Here is a 21,363-nt window from a genome sequence, read left to right as displayed (position 1 = left end):
CCCCAACTCGGTCTCTACCTCGTATTTCCGCGTCCCGTGAGCGAGGGGGCCAAGCTTGCGAACCCACCGTTCGGGCAGCAGAATGCTGGTCGAACTGTACGACATGTCAGCTGTGGCCTCTACACTGAGGCCGAAAAAGTGCAGCTTGCGAAGAGGGGGAGCTCGTCCGATGAGTACCGTCCGGTTCCAGCGGCGCGCGCGTCGCGAAATGCCGCGCTCACCAGGTGGCGAGGTAACGCTGCAGCCGCCGCCCGAAATCCCGAGGGTGACACCGGGCAGCCTGGTATCGAAGCTGATGCCGGTCGTGATGGTCGTCGGCATGGTCGGCATGATGGCGCTGATGTTCACCCAGGGCGGCAGCATCACGTCGAACCCGATGAGCATGATGTTCCCGATGATGATGGTCGTCTCCATGGTCGGCATGTTCGCCGGTCAGGGCGGCGGCAAGGGACAGAAGGCGGCCGAGGCGAACGAGGACCGCAAGGACTACCTGCGCTACCTCGATCAGGTCCGCAAGGACGTCGACCAGACCGCAACGCAGCAGCGCGCTTCCGTCGAATGGAGCCATCCGGAACCGGCCCTGATCTGGATGCTGGCCGGAACTTCCCGCATGTGGGAACGCCGCGCCGGGGACAAGGACTTCTGCCACGCTCGCATCGGCACCGGGGGGCAGCGCCTGGCCACCCGCCTGGTCGCGCCGGAGACCGGTCCGGTCGAAGAATTGGAGCCGATCGCGGCGGTCTCGCTGCGTCGCTTCGTGCGCGCGCACTCCACGGTTCCGGATCTGCCGACCGCGATCGCGGTCAAGGGCTTCGCGACCATCGCACTCGACGGCGACCGCGCCGAGGCCCGCGATATGACCCGCGCAATGCTGTTGCAGCTGTGCATGTTCCAGGCGCCGGACCAGGTGCTCATCGCCGTCGTCTGCGGTCCGGACACCGCCCGCGAATGGGAGTGGACCAAGTGGCTGCCGCACACCCAGCATCCGGACGCGCAGGACGGCATCGGCACCCAGCGCATGTTCTACGGTTCGATCCGGGAGGCCACCGCGGGCCTGCATCCGTTGCTGGCCAATCGCGTTCGCTACTCCCGTAACCAGCCGGCCAACGCCAACCTGGTGCACATCGTCATCGTCGTCGACGGCGGTCTGCTCGAAGCCGAAGAAGACCAACTTCGCGAATCCGGTTACGAGGGCGTGACCATCATCGACTTGTGCGGCTACGCACCGCGTTTGGCGGTTTCGCGCGGCATCAAGATGGTTGTCGAGAACGGTGAATGCGTCGGTCGCGGCGCCACCGGCAACCAGGAGCGTTTCGCGCTCATCGACCGGATCAGCCCGCAGCAGGGCCAGCAGGTCGCGCGCCGACTCGCGCCCTATCGTGCCGCGACCCAGCGCAGCAGCGATGTCGAACACGATGACGCCGAAGTGATCTCGACCTGGACCCAGCTGATGAAGCTCGGCGATATCGGCACATTCAATCCCGAGCACGCCTGGCGTCCCCGCTACGGCCGCGAGCGGCTGCGCGTGCCCTTCGGTGTCGGCGCGGACGGCGCGCCCATCGAACTCGATATCAAGGAAGCCGCCGAAAGCGGTATGGGCCCGCACGGATTGTGCATCGGCGCAACCGGTTCCGGTAAGTCGGAGTTCCTGCGCACCCTGGTGCTCAGCCTGCTGGCCACGCATTCACCGGACCAGCTGAACCTGGTGCTCGTCGACTTCAAAGGCGGTGCGACCTTCCTCGGCTTGGACGGCGTACCGCATGTCGCCGCCGTCATCACCAACCTCGAAGAGGAAGCCGATCTGGTCGACCGTATGCGCGACGCCCTGGCCGGTGAGATGAACCGCCGCCAGGAAGTGCTGCGCCAGGCGGGCAACTTCGCCAATGTCTCCGAATACGAGAAGGCGCGCGCCGCAGGTGCCGATCTGGACCCGCTGCCCGCACTGTTCGTGGTGCTCGACGAGTTCTCCGAATTGCTCACCCAGCACCCGGATTTCGCCGAACTGTTCGTGATGATCGGCCGCCTCGGCCGCTCGCTGCACGTGCACCTGCTGCTGGCCTCGCAGCGCCTCGAAGAAGGCAAACTGAAGGGCCTGGAGAGCCACCTCTCCTACCGCATCGGTCTGAAGACCTTCTCCGCCAACGAATCCCGCCAGGTCCTCGGCGTCCCCGACGCCTACAACCTGCCCGGCGTCCCCGGCGGTGGTTACCTCAAGTCCGACTCCGGTGAGATCCAGCGCTTCCAGGCCTCCTACGTCTCCGGCCCCTACGTCGGCGGCGGCTCCCAGCGCGAGGTCACCCAGGCAGGTGTCGCGGGCGGCGAAATCGACATCAAGGCACGCCCTTTCACCGCCACCCACGTCGACTTCCGCACCATCGACCGGGTCCCGCTGCCGTCCGAGCCGACGCACGATCCCGAACCGCAGTCCGAGGACGGCGAACAGATCTCCAACCTCAATATGCTGGCCTCCCGCATTCGCGGCCACGGCCGCGCGGCCCACGAGATCTGGCTCCCGCCCTTGGAAGAGGCCCCCACCCTCGACCAACTCATCCCACGCAGTGTGCTCACCGGCGAGTACTCCGCCGTCGCCACCCTGCGCGCGCCCATGGGCATCGTCGACCGCCCCTACGATCAGCGCCGCGACCCCTTCGTCGTGGACCTGTCGGGTTCGCGAGGCAATGTCGCGGTCGTCGGTGGACCGCAGTCGGGTAAGTCGACGGCTCTGCGCACCATGATCATGGCCCTGTCACTCACCCACACGGCCGAACAGGTGCAGTTCTATTGCCTCGACTTCGGTGGCGGCACCCTGGCCAGCCTCGAAGGCCTGCCGCACGTGGGTTCGGTGGCCAGCCGTCTCGACGAGGACAAGGTCCGCCGCACCATCGCCGAGATGACCACCATCGTCCGCCAGCGCGAGGCGAGGTTCCGTCAACTCGGCATCGAGTCGATGACCGAATTCCGTCGCCTGCGCGCCATGGACCCGGCGAGCAGCCCGGGCGCAGCCGGTGCGCACGAGGACCCGTTCGGCGATGTCTTCCTGGTCATCGACGGCTTCGGCTCCATCCGCCAGGATTTCGACCCCCTCGAACAGCCCATCATGAACCTGGCGGTGCAGGGCCTGTCCTACGGTGTCCACGTGGTCATCGCCCTCGCCCGCTGGGCCGAGGCCCGTCCCGCTCTGAAGGACCAGATCGGCACCCGCATCGAGCTCCGCCTCGGTGACCCGATGGACTCCGATCTCGGCCGCAAGTTCGCATCGCTTGTGCCGCAGGGCCGTCCGGGACGCGGTATGACGCCCGAGTGCTTGCACATGCTGACCGGTCTGCCGCGCATCGATGGAAGCGCGGATCAGGACAACCTCGGCCCGGCCGTCGCCGATGCGGTGGCGACCATCGCCCGACTGACCCCGGGCCGCCCCGCGCCCGAGGCCAGGATGCTGCCGGAACTGCTGCCGCGCGAGCAGTTGCTGCAGCTCGCGGGCAACTGGCCGTCGCAGGTCGATCCGGACGTCAAGTGCATGCGAATTCCGCTCGGTATCAACGAATCCGAACTTGCCCCGGTCTATCTCGACTTCAACGAGAGCCCGCACTTCATCGTCCTCGGTGATACCGAGAGCGGTAAGACGACATTGCTCCGGACGATCATCGAGAGCATCGCGGCGTCGAATACCCCGGATCAGGCGCGTTTCATCCTCGGCGACTACCGACGGTCGATGCTGGGACTCGTGCCCGCCGGGTACCTCGCCGGATACGGCTCCACCGCACCGCAGTTCACCCAGAACATGACCGATCTCGCCGCCTATGTCGCGCAGCGGACGCCGGGACCCGACGTCACGCCACAGCAGTTGCGCGACCGCTCGTGGTGGCGTGGTCCGGAGCTGTACGTCATCGTCGACGACTACGACCTGGTCGCCTCCTCCAGCGGCAATCCGGTATCGGCACTGGTCGACCACCTGCCGCATGCGCGTGATCTCGGTTTCCACGTGATCATCGCGCGGCGCTCCGGTGGTGCCAGCCGCGCCATGTACGAGGCGACGGTGGCGCGCATGAAGGATCTCGGTTCGGCCGCTCTGGTCATGAGCTGCAATAAGGACGAGGGCGTGCTCTTCGGCACCACCCGCCCCGGTATCAAACCGCCTGGGCGTGGCACATACGTCACGCGCAATACCGAGGGGTTGATTCAGCTGGCCTGGATGCCACCGGCCGAGTGATGTCGAACGTCGATCTCGTGGTGACCGACACCCGAATATGGGCGCGCGGCCCGGCCACACATTGGGATGTGCCGCCGTCGGTGGTGCTCGGCAGCAGCGGCGAACTCGTTGTCGGCGAGCCACTTACGCCGCCGACACAGGTCAGCTCAGCCGTCCAGTACATCGCGGCGGATCGGATCGCCCTGCTGCCGCGCGTGCCGAGTCTCGCCGAGGCGATGGGCTCGGTAGTCGGCACCGTAATGCGCAACCTCGACGTCCCGGTTCCGTGTGCGCAGCTCACCGTCGTCTGTCCGACCGAATGGGGTGGTCGTCGGCGAGCGGTATTCGCCGAGGCCGCCCGCCGCTTCGCCGCTGATGTGCTGTTCGAGGACATGGCGATTCGTGCGGTGGTCGCCGATGTCCGCACCGCCCGCAGCCGCCGCACGGTGGTCTTGGAATGCGGCCCGCTCTCGACCACCGCGACCGCCGTGGTGCGCAGCCATCAGGGCATCCGAATCGAATCATGTGAGCACGAACCGAATCTCGCGGTCGCCGATATCGAGCCGGAGTCGAGTGGCTTCTTCGATCTGTGCGAGCTCGTCGATCGCGTGCTCGCGGGTCAGCCGGCCGATTTCGTTCAGGCCGTCGGAGTTTCCGATTCGGCGAAGCTGGACCTGATCCGCTCGGCGGTGCAACAGGTCTGCACACAGGCGATCGAAGTGCGTCCGATCGCGGGCGCGGATCTGATGCGCGGACCACAGCATGAACCGGAATATCAGCCCGAAGTCGCACCGTTGCCGACCACCGAGTGGATGCAGCCGCTGCGTCAGCGGGCCGCGGCCATGCGGCCACCCGGCCGAAATACCAAGGCCTATGCGATCGCTGGTATTGCCGGAGTGCTGGTGGTCGCCGCAGTGGCCGCCGGTGCCGTATTCGCATTCGGCGGCTCGAACGATACCCCTCCGGCCTCGGCGGCGAGCACATCAGCGGCCGCGGGCACGACACCACAGTCGCCGGTCACCCAACCGCCGACGACCTCGAAGCAATCATCGGAAACCGTTGGACGCGTAGGCTTTCAGATCCCGTCCGGGTGGCGCTTGACGCAGGCCATCGACCCAACCAAATCGCGAGTCGACCTCGTCCCGTCGGGCGGAACCCGTGCCCGCATCACCTTGATCCAGACCCCGGTCGCCCCAGGTACCGGATACGAGCAGGTCGCCGCCGATCTCGAAACTCAGATGAAGCAGCAGCCCGACGGCAAGCTGAGCGATCTGAAACGCGACGTGGTCTTCGGCGGTAAGTCCGGACTCGCCTACACCGAACAGCCAGGCGACGGCTCGACAGTGAGCTGGCACGTCCTGGTCGAGCACGGACTTCAAGTCAGCACCGGATGCCAGTACCTCGGTGGCACCGACTCGATCAAACAACCCTGCGAGCAGTTCGCGGGTTCGCTACGGGTGAATCCCTGAACGGTGTTGTCCCAGTACGGTTGCACCGCGTTCGGCGCATAAACAATTCGAGCCCCCGGCAAACCGCCGGGGGCCACGAATAGTTCGTGTCGGAACTCAGAACAGGCCGGCGAGGGCGGTGTCTGTGCCCTGCAATTCGGAGTTTCCCTTGTCGATCAGCGTCGCGGCACCGCTCAGCGTCGTGTTCAGCTGGACGACGTGCTGGTTCCAAGTCGTCTGGTACTGCTCGAAGGCCTCCTTGGCCTGACCGCCCTGCGTGTCGAAGAATGCCTTGACCTTCTTCTCGAACGCCTCGAGCTCGTTCCGAATGTTCTCGGCGCGGTTGAGGATCTGGCGGGCACCGTCCGCAACGCCGTCGAAATTAGCGGAGATCGGCTTGTCCATGCTCATTATTCAGACTCCTTTATGGCGTGATTCTGGAAATTAGACCGCGGGCAGGTCGAGGCTGGAAACCTGCGTCTGGATCTGCGAGGCGAAATCGTGCGTCTGATCCGAGAACTGGTTGCTCATCTTGAGCAGGTTGTCGGCGGTCTGCATCAGCTGGTCGTTCATCTTGGAGGCCTGGAAGTAGTAACGCTCCATGAAGGCATTGAAGGCGTCGCGGGCCGCGCCCTGCCAGTTGGCGCCGTTCGTGACGTTGTCCTCGTCGGTCTTCAGCTGACTGATCGCGGCGTTCAGGCTGTTGTGCTGCTCCATGAACTCCTTCGCCTTCGCATTGATACCCTCGGTATCCGCAACGAAATTCCCTGGTGAAGTCATCGCTTCTGCTCCTGGTTCTGGTTCTGGTCAACATCCCTACTGCGAGTTGACCTCGTTCATATGGTTGGACGCGTCGTCGGCCCGTTCGGTTCCATCCAGTTCTGAAGAATCTGGCAGTTCCATCGCGTCACACGGGCGCTGTAGCTTTGTCGACCGGGCATCATCACGGTCGGAGGGCCACACAGATCCCCCCGGATGCCTTGGACCGCAATGTCATCGTCTCGGTCACCACCAGCACACCGATCCCCTCCTTCCCCCTGTTCGCGGCCACTGAACTGGCGAGTGGGCTGGCTGCGAATACCCTACCGAACAGCGCAGTGTCGCGTCTACAAGACCGATCCCGCTGCGATAAGACTGTCGACCACGTCCGCAGTGTTACTTGACGACCTTGCCGATCGACGGAACCATCTTGTCGACCAGTGTGTCCTGGGACTGCCCGGTCCACACCTGGAAGGCCTGCACGGTCGAGGGGTCGTCGATCACAACGATTTTCGCGTTGCTGGACAGGATGCTGCCGGGCAACCCACGCAGGCCACCGTTCCCGGCTTGGCTGTCGGTCCGCAGCACGATCACGACCTCGGAATCGACATCCGCCGAATAACTTGCGGCCGACAGTGCGCGGGGCGACTTCTCATCGCCGACGGCCTTGTATTTGGTGCTGTAGACAAAGCCGAGGTTCTGCAGGAACTTGGATTGCTCGCTGGGATTGAGCACCACAGAGAGCGTCGAGTTGCCGAAATTGAATGCGGTGACAGTCTTTCCGGAGAATTGCGGATTGGCGTTTCGTGCTTCGGTCACTTTGTCGTTACCGCCGGAGTCGGATCCGCTGCTGGACAAGAAAAACGTTCCAGCTGCGACAGCGGCAACGACGACTACGGCCAGAGCCGCCGGTATCAGGAATCGGCGGATGGGTGACCGGCGGGAGTGGTTTCGCTGGGTCGCGATCAGGCTCTGGTCGGTGTTTTCCTGGGGCGCGAATCCGGTTGCGGAAGTCCGGGTTTGGGTGTGGTGGCCGGTGCCGGAAGCGTACGGATATCCGGTAACCGGCATGGTCGGGTTGGTCGAATATCCCGCGACAGGCATGCGGTTCTCGGTCGAGTACCCGGCCTCGGGGGCACGGAATTGAGTACCGTAAAGGGCGGCCTCGGCGGCCTGGGTGAACTCGCGACATGTCGCGTAGCGTTGTGTCGGGTCCTTGGCCATCACCTTCTCGATCACCGCGTCCAACGCGGGCGGCAGACCCGGTCGAACGGCGCTCAGTTTCGGTGGCGGCTCGTGCATGTGGCCCATCATGACCACGGCAGGCATGGTCGACGGATACGGGTTCTGCCCGGTCAGCAGCTTGAAGAACGAGCAGCCGAGGCTGTAGATATCGGCGCGATTGTCCAGGCTGGTTCCGACCAACTGCTCAGGCGAAGCATAGGCAACCGTAGCCATGAAATTGCCTGTCGCGGTGAGGTCTTGGCCGTCATCGGACGATTTCGCGACACCGAAGTCGGTGAGCAGTACCCGTTCCTCATCGCCTTCTTCGGCGGCGGAGAGCAGGAAGTTCGCCGGTTTCACATCTCGGTGCAGCAGCCCGCGTCGATGCGCGTAATCGAGCCCTTTGCCCACCTCGGACACGATCCGCAGGGCGCGCTGCGGGGTCATCACGGCGGGGCCCTTCTTGGCCTCGTCTGCGGCATCGACACCGTCGACGTACTGCATGGCGATCCACAGCTGCCCGTTCTCCTCGCCGCGGTTGTACACCGCGACGATGTTCGGATGATCAAGTCCGGCAGCTAGATTCGCTTCGCGCTCGAAGCGTGCGCGGAATTCATCGTCAGTGGACAGATCGGCGCTCAGCACCTTCAATGCGTCACGCCGCGGGAGGATCGGGTTCTGGGCCAGGTACACCGTGCCCATACCGCCGCTGCCGAGAACTTGAAGTACCCGGTAGCCGCCTACGATTGCGCCGGGCCGCAACGCCATTCGGTCCTCCTCGATGATGTCGAACGCCCAAACGCGAGCCTCCGTCAGAAATCTAGCAAGTCGTCGGTGGGTATTCGAGCCGCACCGAACCCGTCCTCAACGGCTCTGCAGCAGGACATACTGCGCGGAGACCTTCTGGTGCAGATCCTGCAGCTGCTTCCCGAATGCCTGCACGACGTACCGATCGACCTGGAACATACACAGATTCATCGAGCCGGTCGGATTCTTCTCGGTTACTCCATCCGCGAAACATTGGACATGTTCGCCGAGTCCGGCCGGTGCCGCGACCATCTTCTGATCGGGCTTCAGCGGCTGCCACGTCGTCCAGAGGCCGTCGGCGTCCTTCAGGGATTCGGTTCGGAAGACGACGGCATCGCCGAACGACACCAGATCGACGTTGTACTTCTCCAGTTCCGGCAGTGTTGCTTGGCCGGCATTCATCAACGACACCGTCCCGCGGCCGCTGAAAACACCATCGGGCTCAGCGCGAATGGGGCTTTCCGGATTGCTGGGTATGGTTCGGCCGAGTAAACCCTGTGGGTCGAGCGGGATACGTGAGAGTTCGCCGGCTGGAGTCGGCTGGAACTTGTCGAGCAGCGGGAGTTGCACTGCGAGCATCTTCTCGACCTGCGATGTCAACGCGGGCAGATCGGGTGCCGAGATATCGTCCACCACCTTGATGTAGACGATGTACCGGTCGTGCACCGTCCATGAGCCGACGGAGGAGATGTCCGGCCGCCAATGCGCGTACGTATTCGACTTCGAAATCGAAACGGGCTGATTGTCGGCGTTGTAGGTGAAGTCGTCGTGTTCGAGGGTCGGTCCGACGGCCGACGCGGTTTGCGCATCCGGGAACATCAGCACCGCGACATTCAGCGTTCGTCGCTTGTCCTCCTGCGCGCCCCCGGTTCGCCACGCGTTGGCCCAGCCCGCGACCAAGTCCTTCGCGACATCATCGAAGGTGTCGTTGATGACGAGGCTGCCCAGGGTCTTGCGGTTGAGGACAATATGCGTCGCGATGCCCCAGGCATCCTCGACGTAGGCGGGATCGGCTTCGTACGGCAGCGCCACATAGTCGGCCAGTCGCTGTGCCTCGCGCGCCCGAGCTTGTTTGCTGCTCTTGGCATTACCCACTTGGCGCGGCTTGGTCTGATAGTTGCCGAAATCGAGCTTCGACGCGTCCGGCTCCACGCGGACCGGCTGCCCGGTCACCTGCGAGCCACAGCCCGCCGATCCGGTAGCCAACGCCGCGACCGTGCACAGCGCCACCACTATTCGAACGGCCGTCGGCCTGGTAGTGAGCTTCATGCCTCCCCCTAACGCCCGTAAGTCAGTAACTTGTATTGCGCAGCCGCTTTTTGATACGCCTCTTGCACATTGGTTCCCTCGACCTTCGCGACATATCGGTCGTACGCGAGATAGCACACCGGCGGATAACTGAGTGAAGAGGTCTTTTTGTCCTTGGTGTCGAAACACTTCGCGTCCGGCATGTTCGGTGGCGCGTCGATCGGACGGTATCCATCGGATCGCTGATCGATAAGGGCGGCGATCAGGCGGACGGTGCTGCTGACATCACGAGTGCGAAAAACCTTTTCGCCGGAGTATGCGACCAGATCGACGCCGGCATCATCGAAGGCGGCTTTGGATAGTGCCGGGAACCTCTCGGCAGGCAGCGCGCTGCGCGCGGTAAGGAGCCTCGTCCGATCGATCCCGGAAATGCTCATCTGCCGCTCTTCGAGCGGCAGGGTCCGGCCGAGCAGGCCATCCACATCCAGCGGAAGGGACCCGAGCTGATCGATCGGCGTCGGCGAATAGTTCTTCAGTGCATCGATACTCTTGGTAAACGTCGCCTGGGTGAAAGCGATCAGCGGCGCGGTGTCGACAGGTTCGCTGACCGGATCGGTGATGTACACGTACAGCAGCATGGCGTCGTGTGCGAGGAATGAATCCAGCGTCCGTTTACCGGGTGACCATTTCGCACGGGCGCTCGGGTGTTCCGGGATCGTCACCGTCTCACCAGGGTCCAGCTCCGCCTGGCGGTCGGCCAGGCGACGGGCCGCGGTCTCGGCCTTGGCCGCGTCGGAGAATCGAAGCGTATCAATGATTACCGAGCTGCCGACCCACGGGTTTTTACGGCGTTCGCCGGATGATTCCCACCCGGCGACGAGTCCTGTCGCGAGGTCGGGGAACTCCTTGCTCGAGATAGCGGTCATGGTTGCCGGTGATTTCAGGGTGGTCCGCCCATCCACCGATGCCAAGCGCTGGTAAGCGAACTTCCCGTCTATTTCGAAAGGCAACGGTATCGAGTTTCCGATCCGCACCGATTCCAGGTTGGCTCCCGAGTCCGCCGTGCGCGTGGATTCCATATCGCGTGGCGTTGTCGGATAGTTCCCGGAGTCCAGTTTGGTTACGTCGATGGCGGGAGTGGTCGCGTCGTTGCTGTCACCGCAGGCCGCGGTCGCGGCGAGAACCACGGCGATCATGGCGTACAGGCTGTGTCGGAATCGCATGGTCGGACTCACTCGCTCTTGGCCAGGATTGCGTACTGAGCGGCCGCGCGCTGGTACAGCACCGGATCCAGGTTTCCGGTGAACGTGCGCCCTACGACGACGGCCGCGTACCTCCCATAGACCACGACGCAATATTGATCGAAATTCCTTGTGTCGTCTCTGGTATCGAGCTTGATACAGGTGGCATCGGGCAGACCCGGTGGCGATGGGATGATCTCGTCGTTCTTACCAGCCTTGGCCAGGACGGACTGCAGGTGGAAGGCGCCGGACAGGTCTCGCGCACGATAGAGGATCGCGCCACGGCGTCCGACCAGATCGACGCCGCTCTCATCGAATGCCTTCTGCAGCTCGATCGGATTGCGTTCGAAGTGTAATTCGCCGGACGGTCCGAAATAGCCGAAATCACTCTTGCCGATGAACGGGTCGCTGAAGTCCGGGGCCTCGGGCAGTGCGCGGCGCATGATGTTGTCCGGATCCGTCGGTAGGTCGAGCAAGTCGTCCAGTGGTACGGGCTTCTGCTGATCCAATCGGGTGATCTGCAGGTCGATCGCTTTGGCGATATCGTTCGCGATCATGCTCTGATCTGGTTGGGGAAGACCGGCATTCGCCACGATCACGTACGGGCCGTGCGCGACGAACGAGGTCACCGTCTTGTCGTCGGCCGAGGAGGCCCGAGCATCCGAATGCCCCGGGATGGCCACCGGATGACGGCCCGGATTGCTGTTGGTGAGCTGATCGAACTGGTCGGCGGCGGCTCGCCCGGCCGCATCGGTCGGGAAGCGCAATATCGAGATGATCAGCTTCTTACGACTGCGGAGATTACCGTTGGTGCCGGAGACATAAACTCCCGCAAGGAGATTGTTGTCCGTCGCGACCGGACGATACAGTTCGGGAAAGGATTTCTCGCTGATCATCGAATCGGCATTCGCCATTAACGTCTGATTCGCGGTCACGTTGATTTCGCTGTCGATCTCGAACGGATGAACCAGGTAGTTGAGCATTCGGCGCGCTTCGATCAGCCGCAAGTCGGGAATGCTGGTGATGTCGGGAGCGTAGGCAGTCGGCTCGGCGGTATACGCCCCGGTCTTCAATGTCACGACATCGACCGGCGAAAGCCCCGGCCCTGGTTGCCCTGTCACGGTCGTCGAACAACTCACGCTCGCTGCGGCTGCTGCGGCGAGCAGTGCGACGAACCCGCCTCGATACCTCATACTTCCCCCGTTCCGGAGCTGTTCTCCCCGTTCGCTTACTCCCCGCGGGATCCTACTTCACAGCTCTCGTCAGCGCCGGAACCGTTTGGGAAGGGCAGCGACTCGACCGGCCCCTACGCAGCTGGGTTTTGAGCACCGGAACCGCGTTCTGCGCGTGCCGTGTCAGAGGCTATTGGCCAAAAGCGCGTACTGCGCGGTCACCTTTTGCCGCACATCCGGCTCTTTATCGCTGGTGACCACACCGACATACCGCTTGTACGGGACGTAGCAGCGGTACTTGTACTGCCGCTCGGGATCACCTTTGCTGTTGAGCTGCAAGCACTTCGCGCCTGGCACATCCTTGGGTGCGTCGATCGGGTCGAAGGTGTTGCGCACCTCGTCGATCAGCCCGTCGATGAACTTCTGGCCGGCCGGATAGTCGCGCACGCGGGTGACCGAGCCGTTGTCGACAATGGCGAACCGCTCGACCCCGACCTCGTCCACCAGCTGCTGGGTCTTGGCCTCGTCCTCCGCCGACTGTACGAAATAACTCGGCCCGTAGACCGCGAAGTTATCGGCATTCGGGGTGTGCCCACGACGATCCGCGACCACTACCCGCCCGAGCATGCCCTCCGGGTCGACCTTCAGGCTGCTGAATTTGTCCTGTGGCGTGGCTTGGAATTTGTCCAACGCGGGGACCTGGGCATCGAGTGTCTTCTCGACCCAACTCTGCAGGTCCGAACTGTCCGCGTGAGGCCGCCCGACGAACAGTGAGATGACGAACTCCTTGTGCGCCATGAAGGTTCCGATATTGGCAATGCCCGGACGCCAGTGGATATAGGCATCCGGATATTTGCTCGACGTCAGTTTGCGGTTGTCGGGTGAGATGCTGATATCGGCGTCTTCGAGTTCCCGGGCGGCGATCTTCGCGGTGGCCTCGTCCGGGAACCGGAATACCACGTTGGTGATCGCGGTGGTGTCGGCCGACGGCCGGGTCTGACCCGGCGGATCGGGCTTGTCCGAACCGCTGGTGGCGTATCCGGTGAGGTACTTGCGGTTCACCAGCACCGGCTTGGACGCGGACGCGACGTGTTCGACGGCATCGTCGATGCTGCTGAGCACCTTGCCTTCGCGCCCGTAGGTGAGCGACGGGTCGATCTTCGAACTGGCGACCACGGCCTCCGACATTCGCATGCCCTCGACCAGCGCCCCGTTCGAGCCCGCGTCCTGGTCGTATTTGTGTCGATCGACCGGATAGGTGCCGACCTCCAGTTTGCGCACGTCTTGCTCGGCCGCCAGCGGTGTACCCGGCACGCCGCCGCAGCCGGCCAGCACGCCGGTCACCGCGATACAAGCCACGGCGAGCGCGATGCGCGAAGTCCTAACCATGACAGGCCCCTCGTTCCTCCCGATGTCCATCTGAAGTTACCGGACGGACGCCGAGGAGGGGGACCCCTTAGGGCTTGGATTGCAATACCCTTGTCGATGTGGCGACGACCCCGCAATGCGCACCCCCGAAAGGCCGATACCGTTGAAGGATCGGCAGGTTGAGGTCGTTGCCGGTGGTCACGCCGTCGTCAGGGTCGCGGGTGCGGTGGTGGTCGTCGCACATCATGGGTATGCGCGCCCGACTCCGGAGGCACCCGCCGTCATCGCGCTGGAGTCGCTGGCCGAACTCGTGCGCGACGCCGCCGAACAGCGTCCGGAGGGACCGGGCGCACTGGTCGCGCGGGCGGCAACCCGCTGGCTGATGACGCATGCCGAGCGGATCAGTCCCGGTGCGCCAATCGATTTCGGCATCCTGTCCGCGGCCGAGACCGGCGGGGTGGCAATCTTCCTGCACGGTGCCGTCACCGCGGTGCTCGCCGGTGACAGAACGCTGGAGCGCTATCGGGGCAGCGATGCTGCCTTCACGGTGGACCGGGTCGCATCGGTTCCCGCGCGTGCGGTCGCGCTTTTCGTCGATGACCCGAAGGGCCGCATTCCGGATGTGCCCGCCGAGCGGGGGATCGGCTGGTTGGTCGAGGGGATCGCACAGGCGGGCGGCGCGATCGTCTGGTCCGATGCGGTGCGCGGCCGGTCCGAACCGGCGCACCCCGAGCACGCGCATCCACCGCCGACCGCGCGCATCGATTCGGGACCGACCCAGCGTCCCGAGCCCGAACCGCAGCTCGGGGACGAACATCTGACCGAGACCCGCGCCTCAACCGCGATGCTCGATTCGGTTCAGGAGCAGGAACCAGTCGACCCGCATCACGCGCCGACCCAAATGGGCGGCACGAATCCCGCCCCGCGCCCGGATCCGGACCTGCAGCGCAGGCTGGAGGCCACCGCGAAGGCCACCGCGCTCACCGTCAAGGTGCTGGGATTCAAATGCGCGCGTGCGCATCCCAGCGATCCGCGCTCGGCGTTCTGCACGGTCTGCGGGATGCCGGTGGATCAGACGCAGCAGCTGATCGAGGTGGTCCGTCCGCCGCTGGGCATGCTGGTTCTCGACGACGGCATGACCTACATGCTGGCCGCGGACGCGGTCCTCGGCCGCGATCCGGAACATTCCGAACAGGCCCGGCGCGGCATGGTGCCGTTGAAGGTCGAGGATTCCTCGGGCGGCATGTCCCGCGCGCACGCCGAGGTGCTGCTGGTGAATTGGGATGTGTCCCTGGTGGATCGGGGTTCCACCAATGGCACCCGTACCCGCCTGCCCGGTTACCGCGACTGGATCCGCCTCCCACCCCACCAGCCGATGGGCCTGATACCCGGCACCGAAATCATGATCGGCAACCGGGTGCTGAGATTCGAACCTGCCGCACCCCCGCCGTTCGGCTGAGTATTCGCATCGCCCCGCCAGAACGTGACATCTTGATGGGGACTTGGACGCGTCGGACGGCGGTGAAAACCAGGCTGCCAGTCGGTTATTCGTTACATCGTCCAGGCGAGTTGCGGTCGGATGTCAAAGCTTGCTGGAACCCGTGTAAGACCGGGCTGAGGCCAGGCGGTGGTACTGCCCGAGCAGACCTGCGACTCCGGTTGCAGGCCAACCCCGCGGAGTAATCCGTCAGGTCCCTGGAACGTTTGACACGTTTCCGGGAACGGGAGTTCAGGAATACCGTGACATGCAGGTGTGCTCGCCGTTGAGCACCCCGGCGCGGAACGCGTCGACCCGGGAGAACCCGCTCGGTACGGTCTGTCCGTCGATATCGCTGGCCGCCAGCCCGTCGGCCAGTAATCCGGAGACCGCCTCATCGAGATCGCCTGCGGCCAAGACGATATCGCCCTGGGCCTGGGTCCGTCCCGGCTGCGCGAGCTTGCCGGTGACCACACCCGACAGGCAGGCTGCGCGCAATCCGGTCTTGGCGCCGACGAGCTGCTGGCCGTTGCTCTGCTGCACGGCGAGGGTGTAGCGCGAGATGAAGACGATGTAGCCGTTGTAATCGCCGGTCACCTTGAGCGGCAACGGATCATTGTCATCGGCATCGGAGGTGCCGCGCTGCGCGAGCGCGGGCACGTCGGTCGCGATGGTGTTCTTGGCCGGACAATACGAAACCGGCGGTGTGGCAACGCCGTTCTTGCAGTCGATTTTCGCGCCGGAGTAGTCGTAGGTCGGCGCCGACTTCAGCGGCAGGATCGTGGCGAGTGCCTTGCTGAGCTCGATCAGACTGTCCTTGTCGATCGGATTCTCGCCGTGGCCGGGATCATCCTTGAAGCTCTGCGGCAAATTGCCACGGCGGCGCTCGATTTCGTGCATATCTATGGCCTTGCACGCCTTCGGACCATCGGTGAAGCCGATCTGCACGGCGGTGACTCGCTCGAACGCCGAACCGTGCACGCTCTCGGGATCATCCGGATTGGAGTCCCGAATGGCAACGGTCGCGGCCAGTACCGAGTTCAGGCCGTCGGAGGTATTGATGGTGAAGTGCTTGGATTTGCCTTCGGCCACATGGCGAATGAACGCACCCGAGAAGCAGTCCGCCTGCTGCTCCTTGACGATCACCGGATCCTTCGACTGCACGATTTTGGCCAGGGTCTGGATGGCATGTCCGTATTCATGGGCGAGCACCATGATCACGGCCATCTTGCCGAAGGTGTCCTCGATCGTCGGCAACAGCACCGAGCGGTCCCAGCCGATCGAGTTGTCCAGTCGGCAGTAGGCCGCGTTCACAAGGTGATAGGTGGATTCCCTGCAGAATTCGAGTGCCTGGGTGCGCGGCGCCTTCGCGCTCCAGGAGATCAGCTTGTCGACCGGCTTGAATTCACCGTCGAAGTCCTTGCTGTATTCGGCGCGCCAGTATGTCTGGATATCATCGATCGCGTTGAGCGCCAGGGCATCCACCTCGCCGCTGTCGCCGTTCACCGCGGTGAGCGAGCTGTCGGGGACGCCGTCGCGCGGTCCGCTCGGACCGTTCGTGGTGGGCAGTCCGGCGACCTTGAACGGATCGTCGTAGACCGAAACCGCTCGACCGTGCACCGCGCGAGTACAGCCCGCCAACATTGCGATTACGCACAGTGCTGCGGCAACGACTGCGGTCGCTCCGAGTTTCGGCAAGGCTCCCCCTAGTCGGCCGGTCGCACGTTCATAACGGTCTCCGGATCGGGGCATAAAGGCGCATCGGGGGCACCGCCGAAGTCCGGGTGATGGAATAGTATCCGCTGCATGTCTTTACCGGGGGCGCAGACCATCACCGTGCGCCATGATGGAACCGAACGGGTCTTCGATTCGAATCAACAGGTCACGATGGGCCGCGCACCGGAAGTGACGTTGTTCGTGGACAGCCCACTGGTCTCGCGGGTGCATGCGACGCTCGCATGGCAGGGGAACAGCTGGGTACTCACCGACAATGGCAGCACCAACGGCGTTTTCGTGGATGCGCGGCGGTTGAGTCAGCCGGTGCCGATCAATCGGCCGACGCAGGTCCGCCTCGGTGATGCGATCAGTGGTCCGCTATTGCATCTGCTGCCCGCGACGCCGGCCCAGCCGCAACGACCGCCGGCAGCGCAACCGCCATCGTCGCAACCGCAGTCGTCGCAACCGCAGTCGTCGGTGCCGCTGGGTTATCAACATCCGCGACGGACACCGCAGGCACCGCCGCCGTCCCAGCAGCGTCCGCAACAGCAACGCCCAGAGCACCCGCCACAACCGCCTTCGCAGCCGCAACCCCAGCAGCCACCGCCCTCCCAACCGCAGCAGCCGAACGTCAATATGACCTTCAAGGCCGACACCTCGATGCTGCCGCCGGTTCGCACCCGCCCGTCCACGGCGCCGATCGCGAGGGCCGATCGCCTGCCGCCCGGCGGGCTGAATATCGGTCGTACCTCCGACAATCAGATCGTCGTCAACGATCCGCTGGCCTCGCGCAAGCACGCCCGGCTGGTCGCGGACTCCGAGGGCCTGACCATCGAGGACCTCGGCTCGGCCAACGGCACCTTCGTCAACGGCCATCGCGAACAACGCACGGTGCTGCGTGAGCGCGACATCATCACCATCGGAAATATCGACTTCGTCGTCCAGCAGGGCACATTGGTGCATCGGCAGAAGCCGGTCGCCGAACAGGGCCTGCACGTGCACGGTGTCGGATTCGCTGTCGAGGGCAACAAACAGCTGCTCGTCGATGTGAATATGCAGGCGGGACGGGGCACGCTCACCGCACTCATCGGACCTTCCGGTGCGGGCAAATCGACGCTGTCGAAATTGATCGCGGGCAGCACGCAGCCCTCCGGCGGTGTGGTCACCTTCGAAGGTCGCAATCTGCACGCCGAATACGAGGCGCTGCGTTCCCGCATCGGCATGGTGCCGCAGGACGATGTGCTGCACCGTCAGCTGACCGTGCGCCAAGCCCTCGGCTACGCCGCCGAACTTCGACTGCCGCCGGACAATTCGAAGGCCGACCGCCAGCAGGTGATCGACGGTGTGCTGAAAGAACTTTCGCTCACCGAACATGCCGAGACCAGGGTGGACCGGCTCTCCGGCGGTCAGCGCAAGCGCGCGTCGGTGGCGTTGGAACTGCTCACCGGTCCGTCGCTGCTGATCCTGGACGAGCCGACCTCGGGTCTGGATCCGGCGCTGGACCGTCAGGTGATGACGATGCTGCGCGAGCTGGCCGATGCCGGTCGCACCGTCATCGTGGTCACCCACTCGGTGGCCTGCCTGGACATGTGTGATCAGGTGCTGTTGCTCGCACCCGGTGGCAAGACGGCCTTTTGCGGTCACCCGGCCAGCGTCGGCGCGGCCATGGGCACCAGCGACTGGGCGGAGATTTTCGGGCGGGTCGCCGCGAATCCGGATCAGGCATTCGCCGCGTACCGGTCCAGGCTGGCCTTCGCGCCACCGCCGCCACCGCCCGCGCCGCCGCGGCAGGGCTCGGCGGGCAGCCCGCCGCAATCCGGGCGCGCCAAGCAGTTCTCCACCCTGGCGCGACGGCAGGTCCGATTGATCTTCGCCGACCGCGGTTATCTGGCGTTCCTGGTGGTCCTGCCCTTTATCCTCGGTGCGCTGTCGCTGGTGGTGCCGGGCAGCAACGGTTTCCAGAGCGGTCCGCTGGAGCAGGTGCAAAGCGGCAACGAGGTGCTGTTCGTCCCGTCTGGAGGCAGCGAGACCCAGCAACTGCTTGTCGTATTGATTTTGGGCGCCTGCTTCATGGGGTCCACGCTGACCGTGCGTGATCTGGTCGGCGAGCGCACCATCTTCTATCGCGAGCGCGCGGTCGGCCTCCTGCCCTCCGCGTATTTGCTCGCCAAGATCGCGGTGTTCAGCATTACCGCGTTCCTGCAGGCGGCGGTGCTGGTCGGCATCACGCTGGTCGGTAAGAAGCCGCCACTGAAGGGTTCGGTGATCCCGAACGGGCCCACCGAGCTCTATCTCGATATCGCGCTGACCGCGGTGTGCTGTGTGGTCTTCGGCCTGCTGCTGTCCAGTCTGGCCAAGTCCAACGAGCAGGTCATGCCGATGCTCGTGGTGATGATCATGGTCCAGCTGGTCATGGCGGGCGGCCTGATTCCGGTGACCGACCGGGTGGTGCTCGAACAGGTCTCGTGGCTGTTCCCGTCACGATGGGGTTATGCGGCCGGGGCGTCGACGGTGGATATTCGGACACTGTTCGCCAACGCGCAACCCGACGCGGTATGGAAGCACGAGCCGAATATCTGGTGTCTCGATATCGGCCTGCTCGTGGTGATAACCGCGGTATTGGCGATCATCACCTGGCGTCGGCTGCGGTTGCGGAAGTCGACCGCGTGAGGGGCCGCTCAGGCGGGCTCTCACCGGATGCGGTGAGCATCTCGCTCGCGCAGCAGGCACACTTATGCCTGTGACGGTGCGAGTTGGGGCAGTACATCTCGGATGGGATGTGGTGTCCGTTGCCGCGGGCGGCGGTGGGACACCGATCCGGCCCGTGCAGGTAGAAGGTACATACACGCCGCCGGCATATCTGCTGGCGGATTCGTCGGGTCGGCTGCACACCGCCGGAGTGGAGCGGCAGCGGCCGGATCTGGGGATGGCGATCGCCGACGTGCGCGACATTCTCGGCCATCCGCAGATCGTGGTGGCCGGTGCGACCTGGCCCGCCGAGCTGGTCTTCCGTGCCCGCATGTACAACCCGCTCGCGGCCATCGGCAAATATCTGCGCGGCAAACCGGATCTGGTCGCGCTGCCGTTCCCGGACGGCTGGCCCGACGCGAAAGTCGATGTGTACGTCGACCTGGTCGAACGGCTGGACGTCACGGTCGAACCGCTGCCGGAAAGTGTTGCGCTGTCCGGATATGTGCGTGCGCTCGGTCTGGTGCGGTCCCCGGACGATCGCAATCCACACGGCATCGGCGCGACCGGGGTGTACTCCGACGGGCGGACCATGCTGGTCGTCGCGGTGCACGGCGACGATGAGCAGCCGACCGAATCGGTCGACGTGCCGGTCACCGCGGAGGCCATGCGCGATGCGCGTTCGGCCGACAATGTGGTGATCGAGGTGATGGCCGCGGCCCGCTCGATCGGCGCGGACACCTCGACGGTGCTGCTGTCCGGCAATGTCTGCTTCAACGACGCGCTGCGCTTGGCGTTCCAGAATCATCTCGGGCACCGGCTGCATGTGGCCGATCATCCGATGCACGCGCTGGTGCTCGGTGCCTCGCATCTGCTGGTGACCGATAACGAGAACGGTGAGCCGGAGTCGGCGGGACGGCATGCCGAGCCCGCACCGCCGCGGGCGCGGCAGGCGGAGTCGCCGCAGTATCAGGCCGAATCGGCACAGCAGCAGGCGCTTTCGGCGCAGCGGCAGGCCGAGGCGTTGCAGCCGTCTCATTCGGAGCAAGGGCAGGTCCGATCGGAGCAGGGGCAGGTTCGACCGGAGCAAGGGCAGGTCCGATCGGAGCAGGGGCAGGTTCGACCGGAGCAAGGGCAGGTCCGATCGGAGCAGGGGCAGATTCGACCGGAGCAAGGGCAGGTCCGATCGGAGCAGGGGCAGGTTCGACCGGAGCAAGGGCAGGTCCGATCGGAGCAGGGGCAGATTCGACCGGAGCAAGGGCAGGTCCGATCGGAGCAGGGGCAGGTTCGACCGGAGCAAGGGCAGGTCCGATCGGAGCAGGGGCAGGTTCGACCGGAGCAGGGGCAGGGCCAGCGCGAGGTCGGGCAGTCGCATCCGCCGGTGGTTCAGTACGGGCCCGGATATCCGACCGTCCAACCCGCGACCGAGCCGACGGGGGAGGAGCCGACCACCCGGGTCGGCCGGGAGTCCTTGCCGCCGAACCTCGCCGAGCTGGGTAGCCGATTCACCCGCCCGCCCGGGCAGTATCCGGACGAGCAGCCGCCCAGCGTTATCGGTCGGCCTCCCGCACCCCAGGGACCGGTGCCGCCGCCGGGCCCGCACGGTCCCTACCAGCCGCCGCAGGACCAACCGCCGCAGTCGGAGTGGCATCCGCACGAATCCGACGATGACGCGGACAAACCGCGCAAGGGCAAGCGCTGGGGCAAGTTTTTCGGCGCGCCCGCGGTGGCCGGTGCCGCCGTGCTGGCCGCGATGGCCATCCCCTCCGGTGGTGACCGGGGCGAACCGGCTGCTTCGGTCATCGGTACGCCGGTCTCCTGCCCATTGACCCCGTATGTCACCAATGAGCAGCGTGAAGGCATTGCCGCGGCTCGCGGATACGACCCTGGCCTGGTGTCGGAACCGGGCGATTCCGGATTCGACGCCGCGGGTGCGGAGTGCGCACAGTCGAGCATCGACGTCCCCCGCTACGTGGTCCCGGGCCCGCCCGGCGCCATCGATCACGGCCCGCCGATCGAGATCTGA

13 protein-coding genes are annotated in these 21,363 nt (G+C 64.8%); 5 read left to right on the top strand and 8 right to left on the bottom strand.

The genetic code is table 11. The annotated features are described in order from the left end of the window. Window positions 1-169 precede the first annotated feature (169 nt). Both eccCa and ACQPXH_RS29260 read left to right on the top strand, forming a co-directional pair. On the top strand, window positions 170-4,210 hold the full coding sequence (gene eccCa / locus ACQPXH_RS29265; RefSeq protein ID WP_433599665.1) for a type VII secretion protein EccCa: 4,041 nt from the start codon (window positions 170-172) through the stop codon (window positions 4,208-4,210). Then, entirely contained in the window at window positions 4,210-5,658 is a 1,449-nt protein-coding gene (locus tag ACQPXH_RS29260) for a type VII secretion-associated protein (protein WP_433599664.1), read from the top strand. The genes eccCa and ACQPXH_RS29260 overlap by 1 nt, the downstream gene beginning before the upstream one ends. Before the next feature lie 96 nt (window positions 5,659-5,754). Here the strand turns inward: ACQPXH_RS29260 and ACQPXH_RS29255 are convergent, their stop codons facing one another. The 7 genes from ACQPXH_RS29255 to ACQPXH_RS29225 form a co-directional block, all read right to left on the bottom strand. Then, window positions 5,755-6,042: a WXG100 family type VII secretion target gene (locus tag ACQPXH_RS29255; protein ID WP_040686706.1), complete on the bottom strand. Its 288-nt coding sequence runs from the start codon at window positions 6,040-6,042 to the stop codon at window positions 5,755-5,757. Window positions 6,043-6,081: 39 nt separating this feature from the next. Beyond that, complete coding sequence (locus tag ACQPXH_RS29250) at window positions 6,082-6,417, bottom strand: WXG100 family type VII secretion target (RefSeq protein WP_387295284.1); 336 nt, start codon at window positions 6,415-6,417, stop codon at window positions 6,082-6,084. Between the two features lie 375 nt (window positions 6,418-6,792). Next, a complete protein-coding gene (locus ACQPXH_RS29245; protein WP_433599663.1) occupies window positions 6,793-8,388 on the bottom strand; it encodes a serine/threonine-protein kinase in 1,596 nt (531 codons plus the stop codon). A gap of 96 nt (window positions 8,389-8,484) precedes the next feature. Beyond that, complete coding sequence (locus ACQPXH_RS29240; RefSeq protein WP_433599662.1) at window positions 8,485-9,696, bottom strand: DUF7373 family lipoprotein; 1,212 nt, start codon at window positions 9,694-9,696, stop codon at window positions 8,485-8,487. A gap of 8 nt (window positions 9,697-9,704) precedes the next feature. Beyond that, window positions 9,705-10,898 (bottom strand): DUF7373 family lipoprotein, encoded by a 1,194-nt coding sequence (locus tag ACQPXH_RS29235; protein ID WP_433599661.1) that lies wholly within the window; start codon window positions 10,896-10,898, stop codon window positions 9,705-9,707. Window positions 10,899-10,906: 8 nt separating this feature from the next. Further along, entirely contained in the window at window positions 10,907-11,995 is a 1,089-nt protein-coding gene (locus ACQPXH_RS29230; protein WP_433599660.1) for a DUF7373 family lipoprotein, read from the bottom strand. A gap of 276 nt (window positions 11,996-12,271) precedes the next feature. After that, on the bottom strand, window positions 12,272-13,477 hold the full coding sequence (locus ACQPXH_RS29225) for a DUF7373 family lipoprotein (protein ID WP_433599659.1): 1,206 nt from the start codon (window positions 13,475-13,477) through the stop codon (window positions 12,272-12,274). A gap of 115 nt (window positions 13,478-13,592) precedes the next feature. Here ACQPXH_RS29225 and ACQPXH_RS29220 point away from each other — a divergent pair, with 115 nt between their 5' ends. After that, window positions 13,593-14,915 (top strand): FHA domain-containing protein, encoded by a 1,323-nt coding sequence (locus ACQPXH_RS29220; RefSeq protein ID WP_433599658.1) that lies wholly within the window; start codon window positions 13,593-13,595, stop codon window positions 14,913-14,915. A gap of 270 nt (window positions 14,916-15,185) precedes the next feature. Here the strand turns inward: ACQPXH_RS29220 and ACQPXH_RS29215 are convergent, their stop codons facing one another. Further along, complete coding sequence (locus ACQPXH_RS29215) at window positions 15,186-16,577, bottom strand: metallopeptidase (protein WP_433603619.1); 1,392 nt, start codon at window positions 16,575-16,577, stop codon at window positions 15,186-15,188. 162 nt (window positions 16,578-16,739) lie between these two features. Between ACQPXH_RS29215 and ACQPXH_RS29210 the strand changes: the two genes are divergently transcribed. Together ACQPXH_RS29210 and ACQPXH_RS29205 are read left to right on the top strand one after the other, a co-directional pair. Then, window positions 16,740-19,319: an FHA domain-containing protein gene (locus tag ACQPXH_RS29210; RefSeq protein WP_433599656.1), complete on the top strand. Its 2,580-nt coding sequence runs from the start codon at window positions 16,740-16,742 to the stop codon at window positions 19,317-19,319. A 70-nt stretch (window positions 19,320-19,389) separates the two neighbouring features. Continuing rightward, window positions 19,390-21,363, top strand: coding sequence for a hypothetical protein (locus tag ACQPXH_RS29205; protein ID WP_433599655.1), 1,974 nt, complete (start codon window positions 19,390-19,392; stop codon window positions 21,361-21,363).

It is taken from the genome of Nocardia sp. CA-135953 (assembly GCF_050955735.1).
Taxonomy (GTDB): Bacteria; Actinomycetota; Actinomycetes; order Mycobacteriales; family Mycobacteriaceae; genus Nocardia.
Note: the sequence above shows the minus strand (reverse complement) of the source record. Positions and strands in the feature narration are given on the sequence as shown.

Coding starts and splice junctions, on each gene's coding strand:
- ACQPXH_RS29210 (WP_433599656.1), top strand. CDS start 16,740: ATGTCTTTACCGGGGGCGCAGACCATCACCGTGCGCCATGATGGAACC.
- ACQPXH_RS29255 (WP_040686706.1), bottom strand. CDS start 6,042: ATGGACAAGCCGATCTCCGCTAATTTCGACGGCGTTGCGGACGGTGCC.
- ACQPXH_RS29225 (WP_433599659.1), bottom strand. CDS start 13,477: ATGGTTAGGACTTCGCGCATCGCGCTCGCCGTGGCTTGTATCGCGGTG.
- ACQPXH_RS29220 (WP_433599658.1), top strand. CDS start 13,593: ATGCGCACCCCCGAAAGGCCGATACCGTTGAAGGATCGGCAGGTTGAG.
- ACQPXH_RS29245 (WP_433599663.1), bottom strand. CDS start 8,388: ATGGCGTTGCGGCCCGGCGCAATCGTAGGCGGCTACCGGGTACTTCAA.
- ACQPXH_RS29260 (WP_433599664.1), top strand. CDS start 4,210: ATGTCGAACGTCGATCTCGTGGTGACCGACACCCGAATATGGGCGCGC.
- ACQPXH_RS29240 (WP_433599662.1), bottom strand. CDS start 9,696: ATGAAGCTCACTACCAGGCCGACGGCCGTTCGAATAGTGGTGGCGCTG.
- eccCa (WP_433599665.1), top strand. CDS start 170: ATGAGTACCGTCCGGTTCCAGCGGCGCGCGCGTCGCGAAATGCCGCGC.
- ACQPXH_RS29250 (WP_387295284.1), bottom strand. CDS start 6,417: ATGACTTCACCAGGGAATTTCGTTGCGGATACCGAGGGTATCAATGCG.
- ACQPXH_RS29215 (WP_433603619.1), bottom strand. CDS start 16,577: ATGTTGGCGGGCTGTACTCGCGCGGTGCACGGTCGAGCGGTTTCGGTC.
- ACQPXH_RS29235 (WP_433599661.1), bottom strand. CDS start 10,898: ATGCGATTCCGACACAGCCTGTACGCCATGATCGCCGTGGTTCTCGCC.